General features: G+C 62.1%; 9 protein-coding genes. 8 read left to right on the top strand and 1 reads right to left on the bottom strand.

Going from position 1 to position 12,721, the window contains the following annotated elements; translation table 11 throughout:
- Positions 1–58: 58 nt before the first annotated feature.
- The 3 genes from RLO07_RS17140 (at position 59) to thrH (ending at position 2,753) form a co-directional block, all read left to right on the top strand.
- On the top strand, positions 59–958 hold the full coding sequence (locus tag RLO07_RS17140) for a 5'-nucleotidase (RefSeq protein ID WP_462293356.1): 900 nt from the start codon (positions 59–61) through the stop codon (positions 956–958).
- 119 nt (positions 959–1,077) lie between these two features.
- Positions 1,078–2,052, top strand: coding sequence for an HTH-type transcriptional regulator CysB (cysB, locus tag RLO07_RS17135; RefSeq protein ID WP_462293355.1), 975 nt, complete (start codon positions 1,078–1,080; stop codon positions 2,050–2,052).
- A gap of 83 nt (positions 2,053–2,135) precedes the next feature.
- Positions 2,136–2,753 carry a bifunctional phosphoserine phosphatase/homoserine phosphotransferase ThrH gene (gene thrH, locus RLO07_RS17130; RefSeq protein ID WP_462293354.1) on the top strand — a complete coding sequence of 206 codons (618 nt, stop codon included), beginning with the start codon at positions 2,136–2,138 and terminating at the stop codon, positions 2,751–2,753.
- Between the two features lie 107 nt (positions 2,754–2,860).
- Here thrH and pabB read toward each other — a convergent pair whose 3' ends face one another.
- Positions 2,861–4,225 carry an aminodeoxychorismate synthase component I gene (gene pabB / locus RLO07_RS17125; RefSeq protein ID WP_462293353.1) on the bottom strand — a complete coding sequence of 455 codons (1,365 nt, stop codon included), beginning with the start codon at positions 4,223–4,225 and terminating at the stop codon, positions 2,861–2,863.
- A gap of 317 nt (positions 4,226–4,542) precedes the next feature.
- Here pabB and RLO07_RS17120 point away from each other — a divergent pair, with 317 nt between their 5' ends.
- The 5 genes from RLO07_RS17120 to meaB are packed head-to-tail and all read left to right on the top strand — an operon-like array spanning position 4,543 to position 12,710.
- Positions 4,543–6,276: an acyl-CoA carboxylase subunit beta gene (locus RLO07_RS17120; RefSeq protein ID WP_462293352.1), complete on the top strand. Its 1,734-nt coding sequence runs from the start codon at positions 4,543–4,545 to the stop codon at positions 6,274–6,276.
- Positions 6,277–6,325: 49 nt separating this feature from the next.
- Complete coding sequence (locus RLO07_RS17115; protein ID WP_462293351.1) at positions 6,326–9,139, top strand: ATP-binding protein; 2,814 nt, start codon at positions 6,326–6,328, stop codon at positions 9,137–9,139.
- Positions 9,140–9,149: 10 nt separating this feature from the next.
- Positions 9,150–9,560, top strand: coding sequence for a methylmalonyl-CoA epimerase (mce, locus tag RLO07_RS17110; protein WP_462293350.1), 411 nt, complete (start codon positions 9,150–9,152; stop codon positions 9,558–9,560).
- 23 nt (positions 9,561–9,583) lie between these two features.
- Positions 9,584–11,746: a methylmalonyl-CoA mutase gene (gene scpA / locus RLO07_RS17105; RefSeq protein ID WP_462293349.1), complete on the top strand. Its 2,163-nt coding sequence runs from the start codon at positions 9,584–9,586 to the stop codon at positions 11,744–11,746.
- 4 nt (positions 11,747–11,750) lie between these two features.
- Positions 11,751–12,710 (top strand): methylmalonyl Co-A mutase-associated GTPase MeaB, encoded by a 960-nt coding sequence (gene meaB / locus RLO07_RS17100; RefSeq protein WP_462293348.1) that lies wholly within the window; start codon positions 11,751–11,753, stop codon positions 12,708–12,710.
- The last annotated feature ends 11 nt before the right edge of the window (positions 12,711–12,721 follow it).

Raw genomic sequence — 12,721 nt, 5'->3', positions numbered from 1 at the left:
CGTTCTGGGGCAGCTGTTGCAGCTATGCGGGCCATTGCGGACAAGGTAAACTCGGCCCATGGCTGAAGACATTTCCAACAAGCTGGTAATCGCGATTTCCTCCCGGGCATTGTTTGACCTGGACGAGAGCCATCGCGTGTTTCAGCAGGATGGCCTGCAGGCCTACTCCGAATACCAGATCGCCCATGAAGAGGAGCCGCTGCAGCCGGGGGAGGCGTTCCCGGTGGTACAAAAACTGCTGCGCCTGAACACCCTGCTTGGTGACAGCGCGCAGGTGGAGGTGGTGTTGCTGTCCCGCAACAGTGCCGACACAGGCCTGCGGGTATTCAACTCGATCCAGCATTTTGAGCTGCCGATCACCCGGGCCGCCTTCTGTGGCGGGGAGAGTCCCTGGCGCTACATCAACGCTTTCGGCTGTCAGCTGTTCCTGTCCAATGAAGCAGAGGATGTTCGCTACGCCCTCAACTGCGGCGTCGCCGCGGCGACCCTGGTCTCCAACAAGGGTGGCAACAGCGGCTCGGACCAGCTCCGTTTTGCCTTTGATGGCGACGCGGTAGTGTTCTCCGATGAGGCCGAGCGGGTGTACAAGAGCGAAGGCCTGGAGGCGTTCGCCGCCAGCGAGCAGGCAGCGGCACGGACTCCCTTGAGTGGTGGCCCCTTCAAGCCTTTCCTGGCTGCCCTGCACCGGCTGCAGCAGGCTTTTCCTGCCACTGAGGCACCGATCCGTACGGCGCTGGTTACCGCCCGCTCGGCGCCGGCCCACGAACGGGTCATCCGCACGCTGCGTGCCTGGAACATTCGGATTGACGAATCGATTTTCCTGGGCGGACTCAACAAGACCGAGTTTTTGCGCGCCTACCAGGCAGATGTTTTCTTCGATGACCAGGAGACTCACTGCCAATTGGCCAGCCCCCATATCGCCACCGGGCATGTGCCTCACGGAGTGGCCAATAATTGAGCCGTTTGTCGGTTCGTTATTCCATTGCTGTTGGCAAATGGCACCTTTAACTACTATTCTTCATAAGCGATGTGTGCCCATCATGAGAGCGGGCCGCGCTCAGGGGAGTATGCCAGGCGATGAAACTGCAGCAATTACGCTATATCTGGGAAGTGGCTCACCACGAACTCAACGTGTCGGCGACTGCCCAGAGCCTCTTTACCTCACAACCTGGCATCAGCAAGCAGATTCGCTTGCTGGAAGATGAACTGGGAGTTGAAATCTTTGCCCGCAGCGGCAAGCACCTGACCCACGTTACACCTGCCGGGGAAGCCATTCTCAAGACAGCGGGGGAGGTGCTGCGCAAGGTCGAGAGCATCAAGCAGGTCGCCCAGGAATATTCCAACGAAAAGAAGGGCAGTCTCTCGATTGCTACCACTCACACCCAGGCCCGGTACGCCCTGCCCGCGACCATTCGCTCCTTTATCGAGCGCTACCCCGATGTGTCCCTGCACATGCACCAGGGCACGCCGATGCAGATCTCCGAGCTGGCCGCCGACGGCACCGTTGATTTCGCCATCGCCACCGAGGCGCTGGAGCTGTTCAGCGACCTGATCATGATGCCCTGTTACCGCTGGAACCGCTGCGTGCTGGTGCCCCGTGACCACCCTCTGACCCAGCTGTCCGAGCTGACCCTGGAGGATGTGGCCGAGCACCCGATCGTAACCTATGTGTTTGGTTTTACCGGTCGCTCCAGACTGGACGAGGCCTTCGTCGCCCGCGGTCTGGTGCCCCGGGTGGTGTTCACCGCGGCCGATGCGGATGTCATCAAGACCTATGTCCGCCTCGGCCTGGGCATCGGTATTGTCGCCGCCATGGCCTACGATGAGCGTGCCGATGCCGACCTGGTCGCGCTGGATGCGACCAAACTGTTTGCCAGCAGCGTGACCAAGATCGGCTGCCGTCGCGGCACTTTTCTTCGCGGTTACATGTATGACTTTATTGAGGATTTTGCCCCGCACCTGACCCGGGAGGTAGTGCAGGAGGCCTTCTCCCACCCCAGCAAGACCGAACTCGATGAGCTCTTTTCTCACATCGAACTCCCTGTCTACTGAATTTTTTGCCGCACAGCGCTTGTGGCGGCTGTCGCCCTTGGGTAGATTGTGCCGCTTTCTGATTCGAGCAGGGAGAACGACACGTGGAACTGGCTTGCCTGGACCTTGAAGGGGTATTGATACCGGAAATCTGGATTGCCTTTGCCGAGCGCACCGGAATCCCCGAATTGCGCGCGACCACCCGGGACATTCCCGATTACGACGTGTTGATGAAACAGCGTCTGCGTATCCTCGACCAGCACGGACTCAGGATCGACGACATCCAGGAAGTGATCGCCACCCTCGAACCCCTGCCCGGCGCCGCCGATTTTCTCGACTGGCTGCGGGAACGCTTCCAGGTCATCATCCTCTCCGACACCTTCTACGAATTTTCCGCACCGCTGATGCGCCAGCTCGGCTGGCCGACCCTGTTCTGCCACCGGCTGGAGGTGGACGACAGCGGCCGCGTGGTCGACTACAAACTGCGCCAGAAAGATCCCAAGCGCGCCTCCGTACAGGCCCTGCACAGTCTCCACTACCGCATCATTGCCGCCGGCGATTCCTACAACGACACCACGATGCTGGGCGAGGCCGAGGTCGGCATCCTGTTCCACGCGCCGCAGAACGTCATCGACGAGTTTCCGCAGTTCCAGGCGGTGCATGACTTCCCGGCGCTGAAACAGGCGTTCGTGGATGTCAGCAACAGGCCGCTCACAGTCTGACCTGACTTGCCGACTTGCCGGCGCGTAGATTCTGGCGCTCCGAACACGCGCTGCCCATGCTGCGGCCTCCCGGGACACGCCGCCCTACACCAACGCCCAAATCGCAACTACCTGAACCGCTGCTCCAGAGTGCTGAGGAATCGGCCCACCTTGTCGTAGGTCTCCTGGTACTCCTGGTCCGCCTCCGAATCCGCCACAATCCCGCCACCGCCCCAGCAGCGCAGGCTGCCGTTGTCGGCCACCAGGCTGCGGATGGCGATGTTGCTGTCCATGTGGCCGTCGGCACTGATGTACAGCAGGGAGCCGCAGTAGGCCTCGCGGCCGTGGGGTTCGAGTTCGGAGATGATCTGCATGGCGCGGCGCTTGGGGGCGCCGGTGATGGAGCCGCCGGGGAAGCTGTCGCGCAGCAGGTCCAGGGGGCCGCGGTCGGGTGCCAGTTCGCCGCGGATTGTACTGACCAGGTGGTGCACCGTCGGATAGGTTTCCAGGGAGAACAGCTGGTCGACGTGAATGCTGCCGGGCACGCAACTGTGGCCCAGGTCGTTGCGCAGGAGGTCGACGATCATCAGGTTCTCGGCGCGATCCTTGGGGCTGTTGCGCAGCTCGCGGGCGCTGCGCAGGTCGCGAGCGGGGTCCGCGAAGCGGGGGCGGGTGCCCTTGATGGGACGGGTTTCCACCTGCTGTCCCTGCAGGGACAGGAATCGTTCCGGGGACAGGCACAGCAGTGCCTGCTGGTCGGCCAGCTGCAGGTAACCGGAAAATGGCGCGGCGGCGACCTCGCGCAGGATCTGGTAGGCGGTGAAGGGATCGCCGCTGTACGGAGCCTCGAAGCGCTGCGCCAGGTTGACCTGGTAGCAGTCTCCGGCCTGGATGTAGTCCTGAATGCGGGCAAAGGCTGCCCGGTAGTGATCCCGGTTGATGCTCGGCGTGAAGCTGCCGAGCAGCTTGAAGTTGTTGCCGGGCACAGGTTCCTGCGCGGATTGGAGACGCAGCCGCAAAGCCCGGCGGGTAGCCGGGCTGACCCAGGGCAGGGACACCAGCACGGACCGCCGCAGCAGATGGTCCTGTATCAGGCACCAGTCGTAGGCTCCGATCTGGGCTGCCGGGGTTGTAACCGCACTGGCTTGCGAGTGCGCGACGGCGTGCAGGGCGTTGCCGGGCTCGTAGCCCAGGTAGCCCAGCAGGCCGCCGCAGAACGGCAGGCGCTGTACCGCGGGAGCGATGCCGACATAGTGTTCCCGATGGTATTGCGCCAGACTGTCGAAGTAACTGCGCCAGGTGGCAGCCGGCGCCTCCACACCCGGCACTGGTGGCGTGTCTGTATTGGGTGCTGCGGCCAGGATGTCATAACGGCCATTGCCGGCCCAGGGCTGGGCGCTGTCCAGCCAGGCGGGGAAAGGGAGGTCGCGCAGGGTTGTGAACAGACGCGCGCTGTCGGGCTGCCAGTCCAGTTCGTCAAAATGCAGGCTCATGTCCGGGTACCGATGGGCTGCGCTACAGTGAAGCCATGTTGACGCTGAGTATTTGCGTAAAGTAAGAGGTCGAAAACTACGCAATACGAGGTCAAATGGGGGGCGGGGCAGGGCATATGCGGTATCTTTTGCAGTCGCGTTAGCGGGCCGTTAAATTGACATTCCCACGCCTTGGAATTAATGTGGTGCGCCGAATTTGAGCCGGGGCGACATCGTAAGCCCGGCCACCGTCACAAGTAAACCCGGGAACCTCGACAGAAGGTAGAGGCAGTGGCCGGCTTTTCAGGAAGCGGCGTTGAACCAGCATGGAAAACAGAATGAAGAAAAGTACCGAGATCGACCTGATTGCCTCTCTCAACAACCCGTTTGCCACCGTGGATGAACAGGAATTCAAGGTACCCGGCCAGCTGGCGTCGGCACCCGGTTTGTACGAAAAATCCCTGAAGGCGGGCTGGGAACTGCAGCAGCGCCCGCTGAGAGCAGCGGGTGTGCGCAATACCCAGCGTCAACACCAGAAGAACCGGATGACGATCTGGGAGCGCATCGACTACCTCGCCGATGCTGCGCCCACGATCCTGTACCAGAACTGGGGGCCAAATCTCGACGGCGCCTCACTGGTCACGGCCCTGATCAAAGTCAACGGTCGCGACGTCGCCATCTACGGCCACGATTTTACGGTTCGGGCCGGCTCCATGGATGCCACCAATGGCAAGAAGCTGGCGCGGCTGTTCGAGTTGGCGGCCAAGCGCAAGATTCCCGTGGTCGGTCTCAATGATTCCGCAGGCGCCTATATCCCGGCTGGTGTCGGCGGCCTGGACGGCTATGCCGATGCCTTTACTGCGCTGCGCAAGATCAGCGGCGTGGTACCGAGCATCATGTGCATGTTCGGGTTCAACGCCGGTGGTGGTTCCTACCTGCCGCGCCAGGGCAGCTTCCTGATCCAGCCCAACGACACTTTCTTTGGTCTTACCGGCCCCGGCGTGGTGAAATCGGTCCTTGGTGAAGATGTGACTCCCGACGAACTCGGTGGCCCGGGGGTCCACAGCCAGAGCGGCGTTACCGATTTCGTGGTGCCGGACGAAGTGGCGGCATTGCGCAAGGTGCGGGCACTGCTGAACTACCTGCCGGACAACAACAGCAGCCTTGCACCCTACCTGGCATCCTCGGACCCTGTCAGTCGCAAGACCTGGGATATCGATATCCTGCTGAAAAAGGCCTTCAATTCCCCAACGGGCTACAATACCCCCATCGATATCAGCATTCTCATCCAGCAACTCTGCGACCACGGCGATTTCATCGAAATCCAGGCCGAGCGCGCCCGCAACACCATCACCGCTCTCGGGCGCCTTGGCGGCAACGTGGTGGGTTTCGTGGCCAACAACTCGGCGGTGGCCTCGGGCCAGATTGATATCGATGCGGCTTACAAGAACGCGCGTTTCATCCGCTTCTGCAATCTGTACAACATTCCCGTTATCTTCCTCGAGGATACTACTGGCTTCCTGCCCGGCAAGGAGCAGGAAGCACGCGGTATCGTGCAGGCCGGCCGCGCCATGCTCGACGCGATTGTCGATCTGCGCACACCGCGTTTCCTGGTGCTGGTGCGCAACGCTTTTGGCGGTGCCTACGCGTCCTACAACAACTATCCCACCGGGGCCGACTTCGTTGTTGCCCTGCCGACCACCCGGGTAGCGGTGATGGGGCCGGCGGGAGTGGAGTACGTGTACAAGGATGAACTGCGCCACATTCGCGCCGGCGTAGCCGACAAGATTGCCGCCGAGACCAGGGCGCAGATGACGGCGGGCCTCTCCGCTGACGAGGCGAAAACTGCCGCTACCCAGCTGGTCAATGCCTGGGTTCGAGCCGAGGAACAGCTGCTGGCCCAGCGCTACGAACAGGAACTGATGAACCCGAACGAGGCGCTCAGTCTTGGCTCCATTTCCCAGATCGTGATGCCCTCGGATCTACGCCAGGTGCTCGCCGAGCACATGGACTTCTGCCTGCGCCACTACACCGCGGAGCCGCTCACATCCGTGCAACGTGAGTTCCACTAAGCCCGCTCCGACTCCCGACAGAAAGACAGACAGACTGAGGAAAGATCGCGTGTCCAACGAATACTATCTGCGCAACCCCCTGATCCACCGCGACCGGCGTCTCGCGCGGCAAGTATCGCCCTGGGTGGCGCAGTTTGACTGCAGCGACCTGCGGCCGCTGATTATCTGCCGCGGCCCCATCCGCAAGGAGGCGATGGACGTCTTCGGTGAAATGGGGATTGAACATTTTGGCATCCTGCTCTCCGAGAAAGACTCGATTGTGTACCAGAATGCGCTGGCGCCTGAGCTTCGCTCCCTGACGGATCCAGACCGGGTTCACCGGGTGCCGGACTACACCGGCGCCAACAAGGAAGAACGCGACCAGCGCATCGCCCAGATCATCAGCATTGCCCGCGACAACAATTACAATGCCATATTCGCCGGCTATGGCTTCATGGCCGAGGACGAAACCATGGTGGCCGCCATGGAGCGCGCCGGCCTCAAATTTATCGGCCCCTGTTCACGCACCGTGCACGATGCCGGACTCAAGGATGAAGCCAAGCGCACCGCACTCAAGTCCGGTGTCTCGGTGACGCCCGGTATCGACAATGGCACCGCCCTGACCCTGTTGAAGAAATACCCCGATGTCGCCGCACTGACCGCACTGTGTCAGGCCGAAGGCCTGGCGGTAGACCCCGAGGTCCTCGACGATGACTCCCTGAGCATCGAAGACAAGGCCGACAAGGTATTGGCTGCGTCCTACAACAAGGGTATCGATCTCTACACGGTGGATGAACTCTGCGAAACCCTCACTGAAGCCGTGGGTCGCATGCAGGCGGATTATCCGCGCAACCGCGTGCGGCTGAAGGCGATCAGTGGCGGCGGCGGCAAGGGCCAGCGCATCCTTGGCGTCGGCCAGGCCGAGCGTACCGCGGAACTGGTTCGGGAAATCCTCAACGAGGTGAAGACCACCGGCGTTGGCGACAACAAGAACGTACTGGTCGAACTGAATATTGAGACCACTCGCCACCAGGAAATCCAGGTGCTAGGCAACGGCGACTGGTGCATCACCATGGGCGGCCGCGATTGCTCGCTGCAGATGCACGAGCAGAAATTGCTGGAAGTTTCGGTCACCGTGGAGTCCCTGCGCCGGGCCGTAGAGCAGGCGGAGGCGGCGGGCCAGGAGATTGAGGCCCAGGTGCTGCGCCAGGACCTGGTGACCCTGGAGGAAATGGAAGACGAGGCTGCCCGCTTCGGTGCTGCGGTGGGCCTGGATTCAGTGTCGACCTTCGAGTGCATCGTCGACGGCGACAAGCACTTCTTCATGGAGATGAATACCCGTATCCAGGTGGAGCACCGGGTGACCGAGCTCTGCTACGCGCTGCGCTTCTGCAATCCCGATGACCCCAACGACAGCTTTGTGGTGGAATCCCTGGTGGAGGCGATGGTGCTGCTGGCGGCCCATGGCCCGCGCCTGCCGAAGCCCAGTCGGATCCTGCGCCACAACGACAGTGTGGAGGCCCGCCTGAATGCGACCAACCAGGCGCTGCAGCCCTCCGCTGGCGGTGTGATCGAGTACTGGAGCGACGCCCTCGAAGGAGAGATCCGCGACGACCAGGGTATCAGCCTGCACAATCCCGACTCCGACGTGTTCATGAAGTACACCCTGGCCGGCGCCTACGATTCCAATATCGCGCTGTTGCTGACAGTGGGCGAAAGCCGGCTTGAGACCTATGAGAAGATGGCGGAAACCATCCGCCGCACCCGCATGCGCGGCAAGGATCTCGCCACCAACCTGGAGTTTCACTACGGTCTGGTGAACTGGTTTATTGGCCAGAACATCAACGCCCGGCCGACCACGCGCTTCATCGTGCCCTACCTGACAGCGGTGGGTGAGCTCAAGGACCAGGCCAACAACATCGATCTGGACTTCGCCTGGCGGGAAATCTGCCGTGCGCGAGTCAAAGGGCTGGAGGAGGCTGCCGCCAAGGCCCTGCACAGCGCGATGGAGCTGAAACAGACCCTGTTGCTGCGCCCCCTGCAGCGTCTGCTGGAAGAGCCCCATGTGCTCAGTGGCTGGCTCAGCATCAACCGCGACTGCTACACCGTGATCGAAGGCAAACTGAGCTGGAACGAGAATCCGGTGGAGTTGCTTGCGGATACCTACCACTTTCTCAACATGGACTTTACGCCGGGTGCGCCCGCTGCCCGCATGATCTGGGGCCATGACCACGATATCCTGCAGCAGGCGCTGGATTTCTACGCTGAACTCAACAACCGCCTCGACGCGCCGGACTGGATCGCCCTGCAATCCCTGCTGGCAGAGGACGCAGCGCCGACAGGCTTTACCGGGGCCAGCTGGAACGAGGTTCGCTCCGCACACCTGGGTTTTCAGGCCGGTGTCGATATCATGGCCGTCCTGCCCAGCATTGCTGAAGCCACCGGCTACTACAGCCTGACCGTGAACGATGACCTCAGCATTCACATTCCGGAAGGCCTGCTGGACCCGGAACACCAGGCCCGTATGGCCAAGGTGCTGGTGCCGCCCGTGGCCGCCCGTGGCGACGAGATCCTGGCTGAGAGCGGAGGCATGTTCTATGGTCGCGAATCGCCGCAACACGAACTTTTCGTCTGCGAGGGCGATCACTTCGAGGCCGGTGACCCGCTGTACATCGTTGAAGTCATGAAGATGTTCAACAAGGTCTATGCACCTTTTGCCGGCACCATCGACAAGGTGCTGGTGGAGACCGACGGGGTCATCATTCACAAGGGCCAGCCCCTGTTCAAGATTACCCCCGACGAAAAAATCGAAGTCGTGGCCCCGGAGGAGATTGCAGCCCGCAAGCGCAAACTCACCGCCGGCTTCCTGCAGCAAGTACTTTGAGAGGCAGACCATGATTACAGCCCTGGACCATATCGCCATTGCAGTGCCGGATTTCGACAAGGCCATCAAGCGCTTCATGGAGGACTTCGGCCTGCCCTTCGAGGGCACCGAGGATGTGGCGCCGGCCAAGACCTCAACGGCCTTTTTCCCGCTGCCGCCCACCAACATTGAACTGGTGCACCCGCTGAACGGCGAGGGCCCCATCGCCACCTACCTGGAAAAGCGCGGCGGCGGCCTGCACCACTTGTGCTTCCGCTCGGATAATATCGAGGAGGACGTAGAGCGGCTCAAGGCCAGGGGTTACCAGTTCCTCTCGGACGCACCGACCCCCGGCGCCCACAACTCCCGGGTGATCTTCATTCATCCGAAAAGCTGTGACGGCGTCCTGATCGAAATCAACCAGCCCGCCGACGAACACTGAGCGGGCCCGCGGAGACAGTTACCATGAGCGACAAGATCTACGACCCGGCCAGTGCCAACCCTGAAAGCTGGCGTGTTGAAGCGGAGAAAAGCCTCAAGGGCAAGGGTATCGACGCGCTGACCTGGAACACGCCGGAAGGGATCGACGTCAAGCCCCTGTATACCGCTGAAGACCTGGAAAACCTGCAGTACACCAATACCATGCCGGGACTCTCGCCCTACCTGCGCGGGCCCCAGGCCACCATGTATGCGGGCCGCCCCTGGACCATCCGCCAGTACGCGGGCTTCTCCACCGCCGAGGAATCCAATGCCTTTTACCGCAAGGCACTCGCCGCCGGGGGACAGGGCGTGTCGGTGGCCTTCGACCTCGCCACCCACCGCGGCTATGACTCCGATCACCCGCGGGTGGCCGGCGACGTTGGCAAGGCCGGTGTCGCCATTGATTCCGTCGAGGATATGAAAATACTCTTCGACGGCATTCCGCTGGAGCAGGTCTCGGTATCGATGACCATGAACGGTGCGGTGCTGCCGATCCTGGCGGGCTATATCGTGGCCGCGGAAGAGCAGGGCGTGAAACAGGAGCAATTGGCGGGCACCATCCAGAACGACATTCTGAAAGAATTCATGGTGCGCAACACCTACATCTACCCGCCGGCGCCGAGCATGAAGATCATCGGCGACATCATCGCCTATTGCTCGCGCAACATGCCCCGGTTCAATACCATTTCGATCTCCGGGTACCACATCCAGGAGGCCGGTGCCAACGCCGCGCTGGAACTGGCCTACACCCTGGCAGACGGCAAGGAGTACATCCGCACCGCCCTGGCGGCGGGCCTCGATATCGATGAGTTTGCGCCGCGCCTGTCCTTCTTCTGGGGCATCGGCATGAACTTCTACATGGAGATCGCCAAGCTGCGCGCAGCGCGCCTGCTGTGGACACGGATCGTCAGCGAGTTCAATCCGAAGAATCCGAAGAGCTCGATGTTGCGCACCCACAGCCAGACCTCCGGCTGGTCGCTGACCGAACAGGACCCCTACAACAACGTGGTGCGCACCACCATCGAAGCCATGGCGGCGGTCTTTGGCGGCACCCAGTCCCTGCATACCAACGCCCTGGACGAGGCGATTGCCCTGCCCACGGAGTTTTCCGCCCGCATAGCCCGCAATACCCAGCTGATTATCCAGGAAGAAACCGGCATCACCAATGTCGTTGATCCCTGGGGCGGCTCCTACATGATGGAAAGCCTGACACAGTCGATCGCCGACAAGGCCTGGGAGCTGATCGAAGAGGTCGAGCAGGCCGGCGGCATGGCCAAGGCGATCGAGACCGGCATGCCCAAGCTGCGCATCGAAGAGGCTGCGGCGCGCAAGCAGGCCCGGATCGACCGCGGCGAGGATGTCATCGTCGGGGTCAACAAGTACCGCACCGATGATGCCAGCGTGTTTGATGTGCTGCAGATCGATAACGATGCGGTACGCACTTCCCAGCTGGCGCGGCTGGCAAAGGTCCGGGAGAATCGTGATGAGGCTGCGGTGGAAGACATCCTCGAGCAGATCTACCAGGCGGCGGTCAGTGGCGAGGGCAACCTGCTGGAATTGTCCATCGAGGCGACCCGGCGCCGGGCCACGGTGGGGGAAATCTCCTTCGCCATGGAGCGCGAGTTCGGCCGCTTCAATGCCCAGGCCCAGACCGTGTCCGGCGTCTACGGCTCCGCCTTCCAGCAGGACGAGAATTGGCAGGGGATCAGCATGGATATCGATGAGTTTGTGGCCAAATACGGCCGCCGTCCGCGCATGCTGGTGTGCAAGATGGGCCAGGACGGTCACGACCGTGGTGCCAAAGTGGTCGCCACCGCCTTTGCCGATGTCGGCTTCGATATCGACCTGTCACCGATGTTTTCCACGCCGGAAGAAGTCGCCCGGCAGGCGATCGAGAACGACGTGCACGTGGTCGGCGCCTCATCGCTCGCAGCGGGTCACAAGACCCTGATTCCGCAGCTGGTGGAAGAGCTGCGCAAGCAGGGCGCGGAGGATATCGTGGTGATTGCCGGCGGCGTGATTCCGCGGCAGGACTACGACTTCCTCTACGAGGCCGGGGTCAAATGCATCTTCGGTCCGGGCACCCCGATTCCGGTCTGTGCCCGGGACGTGCTGGACGCGGTCAACGAGGCCCAGGGCGCGGCCTGACGCTGTGACCGGGATTGATCTCGAGGCGTTGCGCGGGGGCAACCGACGCGCCCTGGCCAAGGCCATTACCCTGGTGGAGAGCTCTTTGGAGACTCATCGGGAAGAGGCCCAGCACGTGCTGGAGGCGCTGTTGCCCGACACCGGCAACAGCATCCGCGTCGGCATATCCGGGGTGCCCGGAGTCGGCAAGTCGACCTTTATCGAGACCTTCGGCCTCTATCTGATCAGCCAGGGCAAGAAAGTCGCGGTGTTGGCGGTGGACCCCAGCTCGCCCATAGCGGGAGGCTCGATTCTCGGCGACAAGACCCGCATGGAACAGCTGTCGCGTCGCGACGAGGCCTTTATCCGGCCGTCGCCATCCTCTGGAGCCCTCGGCGGCGTGGCGCAGAAAACCCGGGAAACCATGCTTCTGTGCGAGGCTGCCGGTTACGACGTGATCCTGGTGGAAACCGTGGGGGTCGGCCAGTCCGAGTACCAGGTGGCCGGCATGGTGGACTTCTTCATGGTGCTGATGCTGCCGGGCGGGGGTGACGAGCTGCAGGGGATCAAGAAAGGCATTATGGAACTGGCCGACGCCCTGGTAATCAACAAGGCCGACGGCGACAGCGTGATGCTCGCCAAGCAGGCCCGGCAGCACTATTTGTCGGCCATGCACCTGCTGCGCCACAGCAGTTTCTGGACCCCGCAGGTAGTGACCTGCTCGGCGCTGAAGAACCAGGGCATCGACGCGGCCTGGGGCATGATCGTGGACTATTATTTCCAGGCCCTCAAGGCCGACGCGTTCCAGCGCAAGCGCGCGCGCCAGAACCGCGACTGGATGCGGCAGCTGCTGCATGAATTGTTGCTGCAGCGCCTGCGACAGAATCCGCGTATCAGCGCCCTGTTGCCGAAGCTGGAGCAGGCGGTGGAGGAGGGCAGTACCACGGCCTATCTGGCCGCACGGCGGCTTATTGAGCTATTGTAGGCAAGTGAGCT

The sequence above is a fragment of the Haliea sp. genome, assembly GCF_040221975.1.
In the GTDB taxonomy this organism is placed as follows: Bacteria; Pseudomonadota; Gammaproteobacteria; order Pseudomonadales; family Halieaceae; genus Haliea.
Note: the sequence above shows the minus strand (reverse complement) of the source record. Positions and strands in the feature narration are given on the sequence as shown.

Bases quoted from the DNA above. Each gene is read 5' to 3' on its own strand.
- pabB (WP_462293353.1), bottom strand. From the start codon at position 4,225: ATGAGCCTGCATTTTGACGAACTGGACTGGCAGCCCGACAGCGCGCGT.
- RLO07_RS17140 (WP_462293356.1), top strand. From the start codon at position 59: ATGGCTGAAGACATTTCCAACAAGCTGGTAATCGCGATTTCCTCCCGG.
- RLO07_RS17120 (WP_462293352.1), top strand. From the start codon at position 4,543: ATGAAGAAAAGTACCGAGATCGACCTGATTGCCTCTCTCAACAACCCG.
- mce (WP_462293350.1), top strand. From the start codon at position 9,150: ATGATTACAGCCCTGGACCATATCGCCATTGCAGTGCCGGATTTCGAC.
- cysB (WP_462293355.1), top strand. From the start codon at position 1,078: ATGAAACTGCAGCAATTACGCTATATCTGGGAAGTGGCTCACCACGAA.
- scpA (WP_462293349.1), top strand. From the start codon at position 9,584: ATGAGCGACAAGATCTACGACCCGGCCAGTGCCAACCCTGAAAGCTGG.